Annotated in this window: 11 protein-coding genes; 1 reads left to right on the forward strand and 10 read right to left on the reverse strand. The window is 60.0% G+C overall.

All coding sequences use genetic code 11. The features are described 5' to 3' along the window. Nucleotides 1-442: 442 nt before the first annotated feature. From VJ698_RS03065 to VJ698_RS03105, 9 genes are all read right to left on the reverse strand, one after another. Nucleotides 443-988, reverse strand: coding sequence for a bacteriohemerythrin (locus tag VJ698_RS03065; RefSeq protein ID WP_324101202.1), 546 nt, complete (start codon nucleotides 986-988; stop codon nucleotides 443-445). A gap of 452 nt (nucleotides 989-1,440) precedes the next feature. Beyond that, complete coding sequence (locus VJ698_RS03070; protein WP_324101203.1) at nucleotides 1,441-3,492, reverse strand: NAD(+) synthase; 2,052 nt, start codon at nucleotides 3,490-3,492, stop codon at nucleotides 1,441-1,443. Between the two features lie 162 nt (nucleotides 3,493-3,654). Beyond that, nucleotides 3,655-5,364, reverse strand: coding sequence for an alpha-glucan family phosphorylase (gene glgP / locus VJ698_RS03075; protein WP_324101204.1), 1,710 nt, complete (start codon nucleotides 5,362-5,364; stop codon nucleotides 3,655-3,657). 184 nt (nucleotides 5,365-5,548) lie between these two features. Continuing rightward, nucleotides 5,549-6,247 (reverse strand): FFLEELY motif protein, encoded by a 699-nt coding sequence (locus VJ698_RS03080; protein WP_324101205.1) that lies wholly within the window; start codon nucleotides 6,245-6,247, stop codon nucleotides 5,549-5,551. Between the two features lie 114 nt (nucleotides 6,248-6,361). Next, nucleotides 6,362-6,925, reverse strand: a complete 564-nt coding sequence (locus VJ698_RS03085; RefSeq protein ID WP_324101206.1) for a phasin family protein — start codon at nucleotides 6,923-6,925, stop codon at nucleotides 6,362-6,364. A 51-nt stretch (nucleotides 6,926-6,976) separates the two neighbouring features. Continuing rightward, entirely contained in the window at nucleotides 6,977-8,677 is a 1,701-nt protein-coding gene (locus VJ698_RS03090) for an AMP-binding protein (protein ID WP_324101269.1), read from the reverse strand. Nucleotides 8,678-8,896: 219 nt separating this feature from the next. Beyond that, nucleotides 8,897-10,447: a wax ester/triacylglycerol synthase family O-acyltransferase gene (locus VJ698_RS03095; RefSeq protein ID WP_324101207.1), complete on the reverse strand. Its 1,551-nt coding sequence runs from the start codon at nucleotides 10,445-10,447 to the stop codon at nucleotides 8,897-8,899. A 9-nt stretch (nucleotides 10,448-10,456) separates the two neighbouring features. After that, the gene (locus VJ698_RS03100) at nucleotides 10,457-12,454 is read right to left on the reverse strand and encodes an SDR family oxidoreductase (protein WP_324101208.1); all 1,998 of its coding nucleotides are present in this window, start codon (nucleotides 12,452-12,454) and stop codon (nucleotides 10,457-10,459) included. A gap of 182 nt (nucleotides 12,455-12,636) precedes the next feature. Then, nucleotides 12,637-14,919, reverse strand: coding sequence for an EAL domain-containing protein (locus VJ698_RS03105; RefSeq protein WP_324101209.1), 2,283 nt, complete (start codon nucleotides 14,917-14,919; stop codon nucleotides 12,637-12,639). Between the two features lie 362 nt (nucleotides 14,920-15,281). Here VJ698_RS03105 and VJ698_RS03110 point away from each other — a divergent pair, with 362 nt between their 5' ends. Beyond that, nucleotides 15,282-18,659 carry an EAL domain-containing protein gene (locus VJ698_RS03110; RefSeq protein WP_324101210.1) on the forward strand — a complete coding sequence of 1,126 codons (3,378 nt, stop codon included), beginning with the start codon at nucleotides 15,282-15,284 and terminating at the stop codon, nucleotides 18,657-18,659. Between the two features lie 54 nt (nucleotides 18,660-18,713). On the opposite strand, the gene VJ698_RS03115 is transcribed toward VJ698_RS03110, so the two are convergent. Then, nucleotides 18,714-20,021 (reverse strand): solute carrier family 23 protein, encoded by a 1,308-nt coding sequence (locus VJ698_RS03115; RefSeq protein ID WP_324101211.1) that lies wholly within the window; start codon nucleotides 20,019-20,021, stop codon nucleotides 18,714-18,716. Nucleotides 20,022-20,433: the final 412 nt, after the last annotated feature.

Here is a 20,433-nt window from a genome sequence, read left to right on the forward strand (position 1 = left end):
AAAATACTGACAGGTAGCTTCCTTGCGAAACCTACCTATATTTCTGTGAGCACTTGATATCATTTGAGCTCCGGCGACTTTCGCCGCCGCCGCACTTCCACCAAGCGCCCACACTTATCGGCTGTTATTTGTTAAAGAACCCTGCTCATCTTCGCAGCACATTTAGCTGCGCTCGTTGACTCAATGCGTTGTGATTGATGTCGAAATTGACTTCGATGAGCCCCGCGCTTTGACGTCATCAACACTCATTTCGGAGCGTTTTCGTTCGTGCGTTGCGCGACGGGATGCGAACTATAGCAAAGGCATCGGAGTCGCGCAAGGTTTTTCTCGACACGGGTGCATTTTGAAGAAAATGGACTCACATCGCTGAACCCATTTTCATCATCCGCTGCCTGCGCGGCGCAAGCGGGGCAGACACGCCTTGTCGAGCCCCATCCCAATGTTATTGCCTCAAGCCAAATAGCGTCGCGAAAAAGCCGCGATGCTTTTCGACAGGTGCGGGATTTCCATGGGGCTGCACCTGTGATTTGAGGGCCGCTGCCTTCTCGACGAGCGAGGGACGGCCAAGGTCACGTCCGCTCTCGGCCGGCACATTTTCCCCATACCATTTCCCGAAACGCAGGTCATGCGTCATGATGTGGCCGACCAGCCATTTGTTCAGGAAGCGACGCAGCTCCTGGACACGCGCTTCGGTCCAGGCATCGCCGTTGCCAAGAAAGTCTGCCACGTGGCCGGCAAAGTCTTCATGCAGTTTTAAGTGCTGTTCAAATGCCGGATAACCGCTTTTCTCCATGAGCGCCTGCTCGTTGGAAAAATGGACCACCACGTAATCCAGCAATTCTTCGACCGTCTGTTCCACCGATTCCAGGTTCAGTGCCTTCACCAGAGCGAAGAGATGCTGGTGCTCGGCATCAACCTGGTCGATATTCACCTTGAATCCCTGTCGCCATTCGATGACGAACGGTTTTTTCGGGTCGTTCTGCGTCACGAGCGTTCTCCTATAAATACATTGATTGCGAATTCAGAGCGGCGCCGGTTTGCGTGGTGGCATGGCAAAACAAGCTGGATGGAGGCGCGAGCCTTGGTGAGATGTTTCATGAGCTTGCCGTTCACGGCGCAAGGGGTATTTCCATTAGGCCCAGTGTATGTTTTCCGTCTTTTCGGAAACATTGATCTGAGTCAAATAACCACATCCAGCACGTGGTTTATGCCCATTGCGGAAGGCTTGTGTGGGGGAATACTGTTATTGCAACCGCCGCATTGCGGCGATGATGCAGAGTCGCAGACACGGTCTTAATGAAGAGATAGTGGAGAATGCCATCTGGCCATTGATTCCCGCGACAACGGAAGATAGCCGACGGGTGCGATCCATCAGTCCTAGGACGATAGACCGCGCCTAGCCTCGCCTGAAGCCGAAATCCGGCATGTGCCGCAGATGACTCATTCGTTCGGTATGTTCTCGAGATCGTTCACCCAGACCGTCGATTCCGAATCGCTTGGCGCGCGCCAGTCTCCGCGCGGCGTTAGAGAACCACCGGATCCGACTTTCGGGGCATTCGGGATGCAGGACCGCTTGAATTGGCTCGTCTTGAAAAACCGATGCAGGAAGATCCCGAGATTGCGCTTGATCGCTTTCAGGTCATATTCGTTGCGCACCACATGCGGCCCCTCCGGCCAGCGCCCGCTCTCCCGGTCACGCCATGCCGAGTAGGCGAGAAAGGCAACCTTGGAAGGGGTGAAGCCGAAGCGAAGCGTGTAATAGAGGTTGAAATCCTGCAGTTCATAGGGGCCGACAATACTCTCGGTCTTTTGCTCGGGGTGACTGTCGGCCTTGCCTGGCACCAGTTCAGGACTGATATCTGTTGCCAGAATCCTCAACAAAACATCGGTTCCCGAATTTCCGATCTGGCCGGTTTCGGCAACCCAGCGCACCAAATGGGTGATCAGTGTCTTCGGCACACTTGCGTTCACACTGTAATGGGACATGTGATCGCCAACGCCGTAGGTACACCAGCCCAGCGCAAGCTCGCTCAGGTCGCCCGTTCCAATGACAATACCGTTTTCGAAGTTTGCGATCCGGAACAGATGGCTGGTTCTCTCACCTGCCTGCACGTTCTCGAAGGTGATGTCGTAATGTTCTTCCCCCGAGGAATAGGGATGGCCGAGATCCTCCAGCATCTGCAAGCAACTTGGGCGAATGTCGATTTCACTTGCCGAGCAGCCCACTACCTCCATCAATTGCCTCGCCTGGAGCAAGGTGCGTTCGCTGGTGGCAAAACCCGGCATGGTGACACCCAGGATATTCTTCCGCGGCAGTCCGAGCCGGTCCATGGCCTTGGCGCACACCAGTAGTGCGTGAGTCGAATCCAGTCCGCCGGAAATGCCGATGACCACCTTGGAGATCCCGGATGCGGACAGGCGCTGCACCAGAGCCTGGACCTGGATGTTGTAGACCTCCGCGCAACGTTCATCGCGGCGTCGCGGATCCGCGGGCACATAAGGAAAACGTTCTACATTGCGCCGCAGCGGCAAGGTTTGCCCCGCAGGTAACTCAACGTTGAAGGATACAACTCTAAACTTCGCGACTTCCTCGCGATGGCGGCGCACCGAATCGCCGAAAGTCGTTGCTCGCATGCGTTCCCGCGACAGGCGTTCGAGGTCGATGTCGGCGAAGACGAGATGCGACTCGTCGGAAAACCGTTCGGACTCAGCCAGCATTTCACCGTTTTCATAAATTAGCGCTTGCCCGTCCCAGGCCAGGTCCGTGGAGGATTCACCTTTCCCGGCTGAAGAGTACAGGTACGCAGACAGGCAGCGGGCTGATTGTTGCGAAACCAGTTGATGGCGGTAGCCAGATTTGCCGACCACGATGTTCGACGCCGACAGATTGATGAGAACCGTGGCACCGGCGAGGGCAGCGAAGGAGGACGGCGGTATGGGAACCCACACGTCCTCGCAGATTTCAACATGGAATTTGAGCAGTGGGAAATCAGCTGCCTGGAACAGCAGGTTGGGGCCGAACGGAACAGTCTGGCCGCAGAGCGTGACCTCATCCGTCGTCGCATTGTCGGCCGGGTTGAATTGCCGCGCTTCGTAAAATTCTCCGTAGTTCGGGAGGTAGCTCTTGGGAACGACGCCAAGGATCTTCCCTCCTGCAACGACTGCAGCACAGTTGAACAGCAGGTGTTCGACGCGCAACGGGAGGCCGACGATCATCACGACAGGGATGCGCTCGGATGCGACGACGATGGACGCGAGCGCCGTCGTGCTTGCATCCAGCAAGGCCCGCTGATGGAAGAGGTCATCACAGGTATAGGCCGACAGGCCCAATTCCGGGAATGCGATCAATGCGGCGCCGTTCTGCGCGGCCTGATCTGCGAGCCGGATCGTTTCCGCCGCATTGGCTGCAGGATCAGCCACACGGCACTGCGGAACGCCTACAGCTACGCGTGCGAAATCGTGGGAGTAAATATTGAAAAACGCCTTTGTCATTTCTTTCCTTGTCGACAGGATCCCATGGATAAGGCATAGGATAACAATGTCTTGCCCGGGTCGCCATGTTGCGGCGCGCAGGGGAATTCACCAGGGCTGTTCAATCATGACGAGCGGTGCGATGCAAAAAATGCAACTGGTGGATTTTCGGACCGCTATCTGTCAGGCGCGGCGAAGATAGGCATCGGTGGCGTAGCGCCGCATCATGCGATGGGTATTGAACATCACGGCGTTGTGGCGGATCGCGCCCTTCATGACCTTCAGCCATCCACTGCGGTCATTATAGAAAAGCGGCAGAACCTGTCTTTCCAGCTTCTCGTACAGGATGGCGCCATGGGATGGCGCGGTGTCCTGCATGGAACCGATGCCCCAGCCAGTCACGCCTTCGATGCAACCTTCAATCCACCAGCCGTCCAGCACGGAAATGCTGGGTACGCCGTTGAATGCCGCCTTCATGCCGCTGGTGCCCGATGCCTCGAGGGGCGGAAGCGGTGTATTGAGCCAGGCGTCGGCGCCCGCCACCATCAGCTTCGCCATGTCCATGTCGTAGCCGGGAAGATACGCCGCCGGCACATGCGGCTGCAGGTCGGCGATGTGCCGGTGCAGGATTTCAATCAGTCGCTTGCCCTCGACGTCATGAGGATGCGCCTTGCCGGCCATGATGATCTGCAGAGGATGAGCAGCCGCAATGCAGCGCAAGCGCTCCAGGTCACTGAACAGCAGATCAGGGCGCTTGTATCCGGTCATCCGGCGCGCAAAGCACAGAGTGAAGACGTCGTCGGAGAGTGCCACCTTGCAGCGTTCGTGCACGAAGTCGAACAATGCGCGCCGCGCCGCGGCATGCGCCGCCCAGACCGCTTCGTCCGGGACGGTATCGATATGGCCTAGCGCTTCGGGTTCATGGCACCAGTGCGGGAAATGGCGGTCATAGATATCCCTGAAACCAGGTGACGTCCAGGTGAGCGGATGCGCGCCATTACTAACGGCATGCACGCGATAGCCGGGGAACATGCGTCGCGACTGTTCGGCGTGGCTGCGCGCCACGCCATTGACGTAGCCGCACAGATTGAGCGCGAGCATCGTCATGTTCAGATGCTGTTCGCCACCGAGCTCGCGTAGCAGCGCCATGTCGGTCCAGCCGCCCAGAAGGCGCTCAGCCAGTTCATAGGGAAATTTGTCGTGGCCTGCCTCGACGGGCGTATGTGTGGTAAATGCGCATAACCCTCGTACTTCGTCGACGTTATAAAGTGGCGACCGGGCATGCTGCCCTGGACGCTCCGTCCATCGGATCCGGCGCAGCAAGGCGAGGCAGAGCAATGCCGCGTGTCCTTCGTTCAAGTGATAGCGCTCGACGCGAAAGCCGAGCGCGCGCAGCATGCGTACCCCACCCATCCCAAGCACGATTTCCTGTTGCAGCCTGTATTCCGCATCACCGCCGTACAGTGCGTCAGTAATGCGCCTGTCCTCGGCGCTGTTTTCGGGAAGGTCGGTGTCAAGCAGAAGCACCGGGACGCTTCCGTCGATCTGCGACTCGATCACGTAGAGCCAGCTCGCAATCCAGACGTCGCGGCCGTCGATGTTGACTGCAATCTTGGCCGGCAACGGCAGCGCGTGTTCGTCCGGATTCCAGCGCGCGGCATGCTCAGTCTGGCGTCCCTCACTGTCAATTTCCTGCCTGAAGTAGCCAGCGCGGCTGGCAAGCGTCACACCGACGAGTGGCAGTTCGAGATCAGCTGCAGAACGCATGGTATCCCCGGCGAGTACGCCGAGGCCGCCGCTATAAGTCGGAATCGCGGATTCGAGGGCAATTTCCATCGAAAAATAGGCGATGCGCGGAGTGCGCAGGAAATCGTCAAGGACCGCGGGATTCATCTGGGCTCGCTTTGGCGTCGTTTCGAAGGGCGATGCACGACGGCACCAAGTCATGGCCGCTGCGCATGCCTTCCAATCTATGCATATCGGGCAATGGATCCTTGACGCGGCTCAAGTATTCCTGCGGGCTTTCCGCCCAGCGGATGCGTGCGGGCACGTATGGACGGAATTCTGTTCCCAGCTGTCAATCCAGTACGAACGGCTTTTTCTTGCCGCTATAGATCTGGTCCATGATCTGCCGTTCACGCGTCACCACCTTGTCGACGAAATCCTGCGGCTTTCTCATTGCTTCGAAAGCCTTGAATCCCCGCTCGAGGAAGTCATGCAGGTGCGCTACACCGGCAAGCTTTGCAGGCATTTTCATGAGTGACAAGGTCTTGCCGATCAGTGGATAGCCGACCAAGTCGGTCAGCGCCGCGCCGAGGCGATCGACATGATCCAGTTGGCGCGCGCGGTCGGCGCGGGTGCCGACCTTTCGATATGCATCGACGTACCCTGTCTCGCTGAATTCAGCACCGAGCAGATTGGCCATGCCAGCATCGAGCCGCTCCGACAGGGCATCGAGTGATATTGCTTCGGCGACCCCGGCCAGAGCCGGCACCGGCAGCATGCGTTCAATGGTGGGCAAGGCGCGCTGCAGATTAGTATCGCGCTGCGACAGATCGTGCGGCCCGTACAGGTCGCTGAGGAAGAAATTGGCCGCTGCCCGGGTTTCGGAATCTTCCAGCAGATCGGCATGTGTACGCGACATGCGGTCAGACTGGAATTGACGCAATGCCGTGCGCGCTGCGTATGCTTCCGGAAACGCGCGGGCAGCCTGTCGCTCGGCAAGAACTGATTCAAGATCACGATGCAGTTCGGCGATGATTTGCTGCTTATCCATGCTTACCACCCTGTTATTGGTCCAGGTTGCCTATCCGGCCCGGATCACAGGCGTACAGCTACCCTGCCCCGTGCTGGACGGAGGCCCTGGCAATATTTGTTATCGTGACGCGGACTACATGCGAGCCGATGTGGTCCCACTCGTGCGCTTGCTGCCTGTCCGCGCTGTGGCACGGCTCGTTGCCGGTTTTGCCGGCTTCGCGACAGCGCGTTTCTTCGTCGCAGTCGCACTCGCCGTTGCCGACTTCGTCGTCGCCCGGGTCGCGGGTTTCTTCGCCAGAACGGCGTTGACGGAGTCCTGCAATTCCTTGATCTGTGCGCTGAGCTCCTTGATATCGTCGCGCGTAGGAACGCCGATGCTATGCAGTGAGCGCGCTACCCGTTCTTCGAAAACGTTCTCCAGCTTGTCCAGCGAGCCGGATGCCTGCTTGCCCAGACTGTCCGCCATCTTCGCGATCGTATCGCTCATTCCTTCCAGCCGGCCCTCCGCGACCTTGCGGGCTCTCTTCTGCACTGCCATTCCTTCCTGTACCAGGCGAGAGAACATGTCCTCACCTTCCTTCTGCGCGCGTGCGAAGGCGCCGAGGCCGGCCTGCCAAATCTGGTCGACGGATTTCCGCGCGGCTTCAACAAGATCCTTGTCGTCCGAGTGCGCGTGGCTGTTTGCTTTGGCGGTCATGATTGTTCCTTTCGGTTGATGGAAAAACGGACGCGGTATCGAGGGCTGCGCTCATGCTGCCTGTTCCGCGGGCTTCGTCCGTCCGGCGTGCTCCTCGTCGCGCACGACACGGCGCAGGATTTTCCCGATGTTCGACTTCGGCATCGGCGTGTCCCTGAACACGACACTTCTGGGCACCTTGTAGGCAGTCAGGTTCTGCCTGCAATGCTCGAGGATCTTCTCGGCGGTCAGCGCGGGGGATTTGCGTACCACGACGACCCGGACCGACTCGTTCCCGGATTCGTCCAGTTCAGCGATTGCCGCACATTCCGCGACCTCCGGGAGCATCGACACGACATCTTCCACCTCGTTCGGAAAGACCTTGAATCCCGAAACCACGATCACATCCTTCTTGCGGTCAAGCAGCCTGATGTAGCCTCGCTCATCCATCGCGCCCAGGTCGCCGGTGCGCAGCCATCCGTCTGCGTCGAGCACATGCGCCGTCTCATCCGGCCGGTTCCAGTATCCCGCCATCACCTGCGGCCCGCGCACGCAGATCTCGCCGGTTTCGCCACGCGGCAATTCATTGCCGTCGTCATCGCGAATGGCAACTTCGGTTGACGGTACCGGCAGCCCGATACATCCGGTATAGTCATCGCTGTTCAACGGATTCGCGCAGACGATAGGCGATGCCTCGGTCAGCCCGTAGCCCTCGATGATCGGATGGCTGAACATGCGCTGCCATCTTTCGGCGACGCCGCGCTGTACTGCCATCCCGCCGGCGATCACCACCTTTGCTCCCTGGGCATTGATCTCCGGCGCACCGGGCGCATTCAGCAGGGCATTGAACAGCGTATTGACGCCGATGAGCGCCGAATACCGTGTGTTCTTCAGTTCCTTGACAAAGGCGTCAATGTCGCGCGGATTAGTGATCAGGAGCGCGGTGGCGCCGAGGGAGAAAAACGTCAGCATGGCGGTCAGCGCGAATACGTGATACAGCGGCAAGGGAATGACAGCCGTTTCATGCCCCTCTTCCAGCACACCCGCCACCCACGCGCTGGTTTGTCGCACATTGGCGACGAGATTGCCATGCGTGAGGACGGCGCCCTTGGGCACGCCGGTCGTGCCGCCGGTGTACTGCAGGAAGGCCGTGTCGCCGGCCCTGACCGGCACGCTTTCCAGCGGCATCTCCAGTCCTTCCTTGATGGCATGTGCGAATGGGATGGCGCGCTCGATGTGCCATTCAGGCACGAGATGCTTGACATGCTTGACGACGAAATTCGTGAGCTGTGCTTTCGGGAAGTGGAACAGGTCGCCGATCCGGCTGACAATGACGTGTTCCACTTTCGTCTCGGGCAACACTTCTTCTACCGTTTTCGCGAAGTTGTCGAGGACCACGATCGCCTTCGCGCCCGAATCGATCAACTGATGTTTCAACTCGCGCGCCGTGTACAGCGGATTGACGTTGACGACGGTGCATCCGGCCAGCAAGGTGCCGAACAAGGACACCGGATACTGCAGGAGATTCGGCATCATGATGGCGACCCGGTCGCCCTTCTTCAGGCCCAGCCCGGACTGCAGGAAGGCGGCGAACGCCTGCGACGATCTTTCGACATCCCTGAACGAGAGCGATGCATCGAGGTTGACGAAGGCGGCCCTCGGTCCGAACCGGACGCAGGTCGCGGCCATCATGAGGAGGAGAGAATCGCTGTCATGCAGAGCAATTTCACCGGGAACATCCTTCGGATATTGCGCCAGCCAGTTCTTTTCCATATCACGTCCCATCAGTGGAGTGTCCCCATGTGCGTCCTCCCATCTGGACCGGGCGAGAGCCGTGCCGCCTGTCGTTTTAACTGGTTGATACAATGCGCCGCGCATAGGTGGAAATCCTTGACCCATATCAGCCCGCCTCAAGTTCTGCACTGGAGCGCGCCGACAGCGTCGTGCAGTTGGCGAGCGGACATGGAAGAAGGAAGCGCATGGGTGTCGTCCTCAACGTCCCGGTGCGCGATGTGCGCCCCGACGCGGCGAGGTATCGTGTTGCGGGGGCGTCAGGCCGCTCGCATGCGATTTCGCTCCTCGATGCGAAGATTGTGCGATGTGCGCGCGCGTTGATACGCGACGCTCTTGCCCGAAGCCTGCGAGCAGGGTGCAGATCAGCAGGATCTCGAATTCATCGATGAATCCTGCAACGAGCGCCTCCGGATGTGGGACGCGTTTCGCATCAGCAATGACGGCGAAGTCGACGTTGCCCGCATAGGTCAGGATACTGATCCCGATGCCGATTCCTCCCGATTGCGGAACCCAGAAGACCTGGCGATCGATGCGCTTGCCCGCAAAATATTGCGGTTGGGCCGACCCGCGCACGTTGCTGATCACCGCGCTCGCATTGGCCGCAAGCGCTTCCAGCACGTTCTCCTTCATCGCCTCGGGAAGGACACCCATGCTCGCAAGAATGCCGAGCGCCACGGTAGGCTGCTGTGACTGCTTTAGTTCGTCCATGCGCCTGTGCACTTCCATCAGGCGATCAAACGGATCGGCTTCGCCCAGCGGGAGGCCGAGAAATACCAGCCCGAACATGTTGCCCAGCTCGCGGATCGGGCCGGGAGGTCGGCAGTTGACTGGCACAAGCGCGCGCATTTCGACTTTGCCGAGTTGATCTCCCTGCGCAATGAGATAGTTGCGCAGCGCTCCTGCGACGCATGCGAGCAAGACGTCGTTCACCGAGCATCCGAAGGCCTCGCCGACGGCCTTTACCTCGAGCAAGGAAAGCGGCCTGGCCCAGGCAACACGTTTCATGATGCCGAGAGGTCCCTTCAGACGGGTCGGTGCGTCGGGGGTCATGGTCGCGATGATGGCCGTATCGCGGGCCAGCGCGTAGCCGGACTTCCAGTACTCAAGTGCCAGGCTCGGGTGCGAGAGAATATCCATTCCCATTTCGACGGCAAGCCCGGCAACCCGCATGGCGTCGCCCATCACCTCGGTCACCGTGCCAAACATTCTTTCCCAGGCGCCGCGCGACGCGCCGTTGCCCTTGACGTCACCGGCGGGAGAACGCTGGTAGTCGGGAGATGGATCGGTCATCGACGCCAGCACGTGCATCAGTGCGAATCCGTCCCCGTAACAATGGTGCACGCGCAGGATGACCGCGCTCCCGCCGTAGGCTAGGTCGACAAGATGGTATTGCCACATCGGCCTTGCAGGATCGAGCGGCGTGCTGACGAGTTCGCTGAGCAGGTCTTCCAGCCCTTCGCCGTCCGGCACGGCAATGTGGCAGACATGCCAGTCGAGATCGAAGTTCGGATCAGTTTCCCAGCGCGGTTGATTCTCGCGATTGACGATACGCTGGAGGAAACGATGGAAGCACAGCATGCGCGTGCGAACCACTTCCCTGAGTGCGTGCAGTTCGACCCGGTCCTTGAACATCAACATGCCGCAGATCATCATCAGATTCGCCGGACGATCCATGCGCAGCCATGCGGTATCGATCACGGAGAGCGTTTCGCGGGTCGGCGCCGCAGCGCCGTGAGCGGTCGCGTTCATGGCAGGGCGCTAGAAATGGACGCCGCGCAGCAGTTGCTGCAGGGCGATGCGCTCCGGATGGGTACGCGCAATGGTTTTTTCCGGCGGCGCGCCAGAGCCAGGCGCTGGCTCGGTCTCGGCAAACATCCTGAACATGGTGTTCAGGATGATCTGCGCCGCGCGTGGCGCGACCGCATGCATGGCCTGCCCGACGATGCCGACGCGGGTGGCGATGCGCACTGGCTGGCGGATGATGGCCTGCGCCACGAGGTCCGCTGCATCTTCCGGTGTCAAGGCGTCGACGTCACGGTAGACGGCGGTCGGTGCAATCATGGGCGTGCGAACCAGCGGCATGTTAATCGTCGTAAACGTCACGCCGAGATCGGCAAACTCCGATGCGGCGCATAAGGTCCATGCGTCGAGCGCGGCCTTGGATGCAACATAGGCGGAAAAGCGCGGCGCGTTGGTGAGCACGCCGATGGACGATATGTTGATGACATGACCAGTGCCGCGGGCGATCATGTCGGGCAGCAATCCCATGGTCACGCGCAGCGCGCCGAAGTAATTGAGCTGCATGGTGCGCTGGAAATCGTGGAAACGATCGAAGCTGGCCTCGATGGCGCGCCGGATCGACCGGCCAGCGCAATTGATGAGGATATCCACTGCGCCCTGCTCGGTGCGCACCAGGTTCACAAAGCGGTCGCACTCCTCCATGTCGGAGAGATCAGCCTGATAGGTGATGAGCGTATAGCCACGTTGTTCGACATCGGCCTTGGCAGCGGCGAGCTTCTGCTCGTCGCGGCCGCAGATGATGGTCTTGGCGCCTGCTTCGGCCAGCTTGTGGACGGTGGCAAGGCCGATGCCGGATGAACCTCCGGTGACGATCACAGTCTTGCCGGCTACATGGCCTTTCAGGCTGCGGTCGAGAAACAGGTCCGGATCGAGGTGCCGCTCCCAGTAATCCCACAAGCGATCTGCATAGGTATCGAGCGACGGGCAGGTGATGCCGCTGCCTTCGAGTGCCTTGTCGGCGGCGCGGCGATCGAAGCGCGTCGGGTAGTTCACGAACTGCATGATGTCGTCGGGCAGGCCTAGCTCGGACATGAAGGCATCGCGCAGGCGCCGTACCGGCGTGATTTCCATGACGGTGCTCCGCACGATGTGCGGGACAAAGGCGAACAGGGCGCCATTGATGCGCAGGCTCATGTCCGGCGCATGCGCAGCATGGGCGAAAGTGTTGAGAACGTCGCCCACGCGCATCGGCCTGGGATCGGTCAGGTGGAAGCACTGCTGGTCCAGGTCCGGCAGATGGGCGATGTGGACCAGGGCATCGACGACGTAATTGACGGGCACGAGGTTGATGCGCCCTCCTTCGATGCCGATGGCCGGCATCCACTCCGGCAGGAAGTGCCGCAGCTTCTGGATCAGCTTGAAGAAGTAATACGGTCCGTCGATCTTGTCCATTTCGCCGGTGCGCGAATCGCCCACCACGAGGCCTGGCCGGTAGACGCGCCACGGTATGGTGGCCTCGCTGCGCACGATGCCTTCCGACTCATGCTTGGTGCGAAAGTAGGGATGCTCAAGATGCTCGGCTTCGGCGAACATATCCTCCCGGAACATGCCTTCATACAGTCCGGCGGCAGCGATCGAACTCATGTGATGGAAGCTGCCGGCCTTCCACGCATTGGCGACGGCGACGGCATTGCGGGTGCCGTCGATATTGGTGGCGACCTGCGGCGGCGCTTCTGCTTTCAGGTCGTAAATGGCGGCGAGATGGAAGAAGTGATCGACCTGTCCGGTCAACTCGCTGGCAGTGCGGGCATCGATCCCCATGCCCGGCTTGCGGACGTCACCATAGACCGGGACCGCACGCTGGCCGGCATCGTTCCAGAAGTCGCGCAGGTGCGGCAGCTTGTCCCGGCTTTCCTCGCGCAGGAGAAAATAGACTTGCGCGTCCTCCCTTTCCAGCAGCTTGCGCACCAGGCGTTTGCCGATGAAGCCGGTAGCTCCCGTGACAAAATATCGCATCTTCGCTCACCTTCCGCATGGATCAGAACCGTTCTGCGCAGCCCGTTTCCATTATCGGCAGAAGTGCTGGCGTTCATTTGAAGGAGATCAAGACTCTCTCTGTCGAAGGGCGTAATGCTTCCGGATGCCTGGATGGCTGGATTAAAGGCCGGGCTGCAGGCGGTGAAGAGCCAGGAGGGCGATCAGTGGAGGGGATGGTCAAGATATCCGCGGTACCACGACTCGAAGGCAGCGGGCGGCAGGGGCCGGCTGATCAGGAATCCCTGCGCCTGGTCACAGCCGTAGCGCCGCAAGTCGTCCATCAGGCCCTCTGATTCGACGCCCTCCCCCACGATCTGCAGATTCAGGCTGCGCCCCAGCGCGATGACGCCTTCCATGATGGGCCTGCTGAGAGGATCGCTGTAGACGCGGTGGGTGAAGGACATATCGATCTTGAGCTTGTCGAGCGGAAGCTTGCCCAAATCGATCAGGTTTGAGCATCCGGCGCCAAAGTCGTCGAGGGCAATACCGATCCCTGCAGCCCTGATTTCACCCAGCACCGACGCAGCCGTGTCCATGCTGTCGGTGACTGCACTCTCCGGAATCTCGATTTGCAGATGGTGCGGATCGATGCCGGACTGCGCCACGATTTTCGCAAGGCGCGCGGCAAAAGCATGCTGGCGGAACTGGCGTGGCGAGATGTTTATCGCAACCCGGAACGGTGGCAGGCCTGCATTGCACCACTTCCTGTGCTGATTGCACGCCTCCGCGATGACCCATTCACCGATCTTGTCGATCAGTCCGGCGGACTCGGCGACCGGAATGAATTGCGCCGCCGGAAGCAGCTTGCCATTGTCATCACGGATCCGGGCAAGCGCTTCCACGCCGATGATTTGTCCGCTGCGAATGTCCATCACGGGCTGGTAGACGAGCGCCATACGGCCCGATGCAATGGCGGCGCGCAAGCGTAGTTCGAGATCCGTCGCTTCCGCCGCATGATCGGCCAGGTCTGGTCGGTAAATCGTGAACCGGTCCTTCCCGGCCTCTTTTGACGCATACATCGCGAGATCGGCATAGTGAATCAAAGTTTCCAGATCACATGCATCCTTCGGGAAGTAACTGATGCCGATGGATGGCGTCACAGACAATTCCAAGTCGCCAACATGGACAGGCCGGCCAATCACATCAAGGATGTGCTGGGCGACGATTGGCGCGCCATGCAAGGTATTGGCGAGTGGAAGCACGACGACAAACTCATCCCCGCCATGACGGCTGACGATATCCTCCTGCCGCGTACAGTTCTTGAGGCGGCGCGCAATCTCCTGCAGCACTTTGTCACCCACTTCGTGGCCGTGCATATCGTTGATCGGCTTGAAGCGGTCGAGATCGATGAATAGCACGGCTCCGCCGCCCGCAGCGGTACGTTTTGCCATGGCAACGAGATGGCTGCAGTATTCGAACAGGAGCGTGCGATTCGGCAAGCCGGTCAGGCTGTCGTGTTGCGATTCTTCAAGCAGTTGCCGTTCGGCGCGCTTTCGCTCGGTGATGTCGAGTGTCGTGCCGATCCGGCGCACCGGATGTCCGCCCTCGTCGAACAGCCATCGTCCACGAGAGACGATCCAGCGCTGCCGGCCGCTGCGCGGATCGATCGTACGACATTCGAACTCATACCGGCCATCGGAACCGGGGGCCGAGGCAGCGCGCAGTACCTGCTTTACGGCTTCCCGATCATCTGCGTGCACATTCGCAAGCGGGAGTTCCAATGACGACACTTCGGCATCCGGCGGCAAGCCGAAGTGTTCCTTGGTTCTGGCCGACCAATGCAGCTTGTTGTTCTGCAGGTCATGGTCGAACAGGCCGAGATCGGCGGCTTCCGTTGCCAGGTGCAATTGCTCGTTACTTTTGAACAATGCGTCTTCCACCTGCTTTCGGGCCGTAATATCCGTCGCAATGAAGAGCGCGCCGATCCGTTCTTTATCGAAGTGCAGTGGTGTTGCATGGCAGGAGACCGGGAACGTGGAACCGTCCTTGCGGAAAACAGTCCAGAGAAAGTCATGGCTGGCCTCGCCAAATACCGCCGCACGATAGACTTCACACTGCTCCAGCGAGAGTGGACGGCCGTCGGGGGCATGGTGGTGGATCTTGTCATGCACCTGTTGTTTGAAGACCTCGCTGTCCTCAAAGCCGAAGGCTTTTCTGGCGGCCGGATTCTGGTAAATGACCCGCCCATTGTTGTCTGTCACCAATATCGCGTCAGGCGCATGCTCTGCGATACTTCGATACACCTCTAATGTCTTGCGCATCGTGCCCGTCCGCTCGTGAGTGGAGAGAAATTCGACCATCCTTATGGAAAGTCGTTCGAACCGGATACCTTCTATGTCTTCGGGGTTTACCATCTGGTTTCCTTGACTTGCAGTTATCGGATATCGACATACGGTTACGGCAGCCTCAAGTTCGTCTTGGTTTAGCGCCTGCGAGCCAGCCAAACGAGAAAGCAATCGCACTACAAGGACGTCATGGCTACAACCGGTGCCCTGATGGGCCGGACATATTTGTCGGGCATGATGACGCACACCTTCCAGATGCGCCCATAGCGATTATGAGTTACCGTCATTTACCAACTATTTGTAAATAACCTGAGACTTCCGAGACATGCGGACTGGCGGCACAGCGCCCATCGCGGAATCATCATTCGGCTATTGCCGGTCTGACGACAAGCATGAGTGACTTATCAAATATATTGACGCACAATGTCCCTGATCGGCATGCACATCATCAGCAACGGGATGCACCCGGCAGCAAGAAAACCGCTTGATGCATACAATAGCCAAAAGACCTCATAGTCAACATGCGGACACAAACCAGTTTCGAAACGAAGGTCGTTGGGGCATTTTTTGCTGCCGTGCTGGTGGTATGCGGACTTGCCACAAGCACCTGGATCGTCGCGAAGGATGCGTCGGAAGCCTCGCATTGGGTGGCGCATACGCAGGAGGTGTTGAATAACCTGGCACACGTCAGGGCGGACACGTTGCAGATCGAACTGAATACGCAGAACTTCAGGTTGTATGGCGATCCTGCACAAATCACCGAACGCAATGCAACTATTGCGTCGCGCGAAGCGACCTTGGGTCGCATCAAGGAACTCACCAGCGACAATCCCGGCCAGCAGGAGCGCTGGATGCGCCTGCGGCAGGTCGTGAACGAACGACTCGCGATTTCACGCCGCGTGGAACAACTGCGCCGGTCCGATGGCCTTGCGGCGGCAAGCGCCTACGCCGCCAAGGCTCCGCTGCAGGAAACGCGCAACCGCATGCATCAACTGGTCAACGACATGGAGCACGAGGAGAACCGTTTGCTTGCCGATCGCACGCGCGAACGCTCGCGGGCGCACCAGCTGTTCTTGGCCGTCGACGCCACGGTTGCACTGCTGCTCATCGCGCTTCTGACCGCAACGTATGTCGTGATCCGCCGGCAGTTGAGGGAAACCGAGGCCAGCCAACGTGCGCTGGCGGAAAATGAGGAGAGCCTCTCCACGACCTTGCACTCCATTGGCGACGCGGTGCTGGCGACGGATACTGCCGGCCGCATCACTCGCATGAACCGTGTCGCGGAGGAGCTCACTGGCTGGCGCTTTGATGATGCGCGCGGCCGGCCAATCGAAGCGGTATTTTGCGTCATCCACGAAGAATCCCGCGTACCCGCGGAGGTACCGGTTGCGAAAGTGCTCGCCACGGGAGAAGTGCAGGATCTCGCCAATCACACCGCGCTGGTCGCGCGCAACGGCAGCGAGCGTCCGATTGCGGACAGTGCCGCGCCCATTCGTGATGCCAGCGGAAACGTCAGCGGCGTGGTGCTGGTCTTTCGCGACGAGACGGTAACGCGGAAGGCGCAACGCGTCATTCGCGAACAGAACGTGTTGCTGGAGCATCGAGTCCGGGAGCGAACGGCACAACTGCGTGAAAGCGAAGATCACCTGCGCAGCATCATCAACAATGTACCGGCGCTGATTGCCTTCGTCGATGCGGATGAGCGTTACGTGTATGTGAATAAACAGTACCTCGATGTTTTTGCGCCCCTGCACAGCAAGATCGCGGGCCGGTCGGTGCGGGAGATTTTGGGCGAGGAACGCTACGCAAACGTCGCGCCGCGCATTGCGGCCGTATTGCAGGGGCAGCCGCAAAGTTACGACTGGCAGCCCTTCCCGGACGTGTGGCAGGCCATCAGCTACGTGCCCCGGTTGGATGCCGAGGAGCGGGTGCTTGGCTATTACGTACTTGGCACCGATATCACCGAGAGAAAGCACGCCGAACGGGAAATCCGGACATTGAATACGGACCTGGGACGGCATGTGCGCGACCTGGAGCATGTCAGTCGCGCACTGAGAACGCTCAGCGCCGGTAATCGCACGATGCTTCGCGCCACGGATGAGCAGGAGCTGCTCGGCAATATGTGCGACGCAATCGTCGACACTGGCGGCTATCGGATGGCCTGCGTGTGGTACAAGAATCAGGACACGCCCTATTCGCTGCAGCCCATGGCGCAGAGCGGCCACCGGGCCGGTCTCGATGCCTTGCATCGGATCAGGGCAAGCTGGGCGGACAACGAGTATGGCAACGGGGCCGTGGCGCGGGCCATTCGCGCGGGAGAAACCATCCTTGTCCGCGACATTCAATCAGACCCTGCCTATTCGGTCTGGCGCTCACAACTGGCCGGGTACGGCAGCTGCGTGGCCAGCCCCCTGCGCATTGACGGCGAGATCATCGGCAGCCTCGCGATCTATGCCGGCACGGCTGATGGATTCAGCCCGGACGAGGTCGCGCTGCTGACCGAATCGGCGGATGACCTCGCGTTCGGTATTGCGGTGCTGCGCACGCGGGTCGAACAGCAGAGATACCAGCAGGCGATGCATCGCCTGACTTTCTATGATGCACTCACCGGCTTGCCGAACCAGACGCACTTCTCGGACGCGCTCAATCGCGCCATCGAGACCAGCAAGATGGACGGACTACGCTTCTCGGTGCTGCAAACAAACATCGAACGGCTCACGGAGATCAACGATGCGCTCGGATTTCACCGCGGCGATGAAATCCTGCGCGAGTTCGGCGCGAGGCTGCGTATGGCAGTTCCCGCCCGCGCCACCGTGGCGCGTCTGCGTGGCGACGAGTTTGCCGTGTTGTTGCCCGATAGCGATGCCACCGCGGCGATCGCTATGGCGGCCTGCGTTGAGAGCGTACTGTCGGATCCCATAGCGATTGCCGATATTGCGCTCGATATTTCGGCTAAAGTCGGTATTACCTTGTTCCCAGACCATGGCACGACGCCCCATGATTTGTTCCGCCACATGGACATTGCAGTGAACGTGGCGAAACGACGCGGGCGAGGGTACGCGGTCTACGAGCCGCAGCACAGCCACGGCCAGGCAGGACGCCTGACCATGGCGGGTGAGCTGCGGCGCGCCATTGAAAACGGAAGCATGCATCTCTACCTGCAGCCGAAAGTGGAGATCGCCACCGGGCGTGTGTGCGGCGCTGAAGGCCTGGTACGCTGGAAGCATGCGGAGCGCGGCCTGATTCCACCGGCAGAGTTCATCGGCCTCGCGGAACATACCGGGCTCATCAGGCCGTTGACGGAATGGCTCGTCGAAGCGGCGCTGAGCTTGAACCGGGCCTGGAGCCGGGACGGCGAGCATATGCCGATCGCCATCAACTTCTCCGCGCGCAATCTGCACGACGATAACCTGCTGCAAAAGATTCGCCATATCCGGAGCGGGCTTGGCGTAGGCGCCGGCGCGCTCGAAGTCGAAATTACCGAGAGCATGGTGATGGCCGATGCGGAACATGCCCTGCACGTACTGAAGGATTTGCGCGATGAGGGTATCCGGCTCTACATCGACGACTTTGGTACCGGATATTCATCCCTCAGCTATTTGCAGAAACTGCCGGTCGAATACATCAAGATCGATCAGTCCTTCGTCAGCGACATGCTGGTGACCCGGGATTCGTCGCTGATTGTCCGCTCCACGATCGATCTGGCCCATGACCTTGGGCGAAAGGTCGTCGCCGAGGGCGTCGAAACCCGGGCGCACTGGGATCAGCTGGCCGAGTTCGGTGCGGACATCGCCCAAGGCTATTTCATTGCCAGGCCGATGCCTGCCGAGGAATTCCGGGACTGGCTGCACCAGTTCCGCCCCCCGGTTGCCGCGCTGCCGCGGACGACATCCACATAGGTTTCCGTCGTCCTTGAGGCGGGCAGATGGTGCGATCGGGGAATGTCGCGCCGTTCAGACCTCTTTGCCGCTGCTCAGCGACAGAACCGCATAGAGGATGATGGCGCCGAACGTGGCGGTGCCAATGCCGCCAAGCGCGAACTGGCCGAGCTTGAGGGTAAAATCGCCTGCGCCGAGCACGAGCGTGACCGCGGCGACGATCAGGTTCCGGTTTTCGGAAAAATCCACCTTGTTTTCCACCCAGATGCGCGCCCCCGCGACGGTGATCAGGCCGAAGACCACGATCGATACGCCACCCAGCACGGCGCCCGGGATGGTCTGAATGATGGCGCCGAACTTCGGCGAAAAACCGAGCACCAGCGCGATCACGGCCGCCACCACGAACACCAGCGTGGAATAGATTTTGGTTGCCGCCATGACGCCGATGTTTTCCGCATACGTGGTCACGCCAGTGCCGCCCACGCTGCCCGAGAGGATGGTGGCCACGCCGTCGCCGACGAAGGCCCTGCCCATGTAGGCGTCAAGGTTTTGCCCGGTCATTGCGCTCACCGCCTTGATATGCCCGAGATTCTCTGCCACCAGGATGATCGCCACTGGCGCCATCAGCGTCATCGCATGTGCCTGGAATACCGGGGCGACAAAGTGCGGGACGCCGAACCAGGCGGCATTGGCCACGATGGCGAAATCGATCGGCTTGCCCAGCCCGGCACCGTTTGCAAGCAGGAAGTAGATGGCATAAGCCAGCAGCAGGCCGATGAGAATCAGCAAGCGTTGTGCCATGCCGCGAGTGAACACGGCCACGGTGCCGACGCAGAAAACGGTGACCAGGGCCATCCACGCATCAAAACTGTTGCCGGACACGCCCTTGACCGCGATCGGCGCGAGATTCAGGCCAATGACCGCCACGACCGCGCCGGTAACGACCGGCGGCATCAGTTTCTCGATCCAGGCCGTGCCGATTCCCATCACCAGCAGGCCAATCAGTGCATAGACGACACCGCAGGCGATGATGCCGCCGAGGGCAACGCCCATGTTCGGATTCGGGCCGCTGCCGCCATATCCGGAAACGAGGATCACCAGGCCAATGAAGGCGAAGCTTGAACCCAGGTAGCTTGGCACCCGCCCGCCGACAAAGAGGAAAAAGAGCAGCGTGCCGATGCCGGACATGAAAATGGCCAGATTCGGATCAAAGCCCATCAGGAGCGGCGCCAGCACGGTCGCGCCGAACATGGCGACAATATGCTGCAGCCCCATCGCGATTGTTTGCGGCCAGGGCAGTCGCTCGTCCGTGGCGATGACGGGGCGCTGGCCGTCATTGGTGCTCTCGCGCAGCCGCCAGCGGGGAAAGTAGGTGTTTGCCATCAGGATTCTCCAGAGGATCCGACAGCCGGCCGGAAAGCCTGCCTGCGCCATCGGGAATTCATTGAAATATTTCCAAGGGGGAAGTGTATTGAGAGCAGCGCAAACCGACAACTAAAAAACGCGCTCACTCGCAGGAAAAGTGCCTGATGGTGATGGCTTGCATGGGCTGGAGAATCATGGCGCGAGGGAACACAAGGCGTGGCACGCTCGCTGTCCGCCGGGTTCCCGACTGCTGGGGGAGAGTGGAGTGTGCAGCAGGCGAGGCAACCGCAGCGCATTACCTCGTGATTCCCTGGCGATAGTGATGATCCCTCACCTGGGAGAGACCGGAAATTGGTGCCGGAATTTTTGCATACCGCCGGCTCCGGTACAAACAGCTTATTCTTCTGAGACGTGCTCACTCCGAAAAGCA

It is taken from the genome of Noviherbaspirillum sp., from assembly GCF_035254685.1.
GTDB lineage: Bacteria > Pseudomonadota > Gammaproteobacteria > Burkholderiales > Burkholderiaceae_D > Noviherbaspirillum.

Bases quoted from the DNA above. Each gene is read 5' to 3' on its own strand.
- VJ698_RS03095 (WP_324101207.1), bottom strand. From the start codon at position 10,447: ATGAACGCGACCGCTCACGGCGCTGCGGCGCCGACCCGCGAAACGCTC.
- VJ698_RS03100 (WP_324101208.1), bottom strand. From the start codon at position 12,454: ATGCGATATTTTGTCACGGGAGCTACCGGCTTCATCGGCAAACGCCTG.
- VJ698_RS03070 (WP_324101203.1), bottom strand. From the start codon at position 3,492: ATGACAAAGGCGTTTTTCAATATTTACTCCCACGATTTCGCACGCGTA.
- VJ698_RS03085 (WP_324101206.1), bottom strand. From the start codon at position 6,925: ATGACCGCCAAAGCAAACAGCCACGCGCACTCGGACGACAAGGATCTT.
- VJ698_RS03115 (WP_324101211.1), bottom strand. From the start codon at position 20,021: ATGGCAAACACCTACTTTCCCCGCTGGCGGCTGCGCGAGAGCACCAAT.
- VJ698_RS03110 (WP_324101210.1), top strand. From the start codon at position 15,282: ATGCGGACACAAACCAGTTTCGAAACGAAGGTCGTTGGGGCATTTTTT.
- glgP (WP_324101204.1), bottom strand. From the start codon at position 5,364: ATGAATCCCGCGGTCCTTGACGATTTCCTGCGCACTCCGCGCATCGCC.
- VJ698_RS03090 (WP_324101269.1), bottom strand. From the start codon at position 8,677: ATGGAAAAGAACTGGCTGGCGCAATATCCGAAGGATGTTCCCGGTGAA.
- VJ698_RS03080 (WP_324101205.1), bottom strand. From the start codon at position 6,247: ATGGATAAGCAGCAAATCATCGCCGAACTGCATCGTGATCTTGAATCA.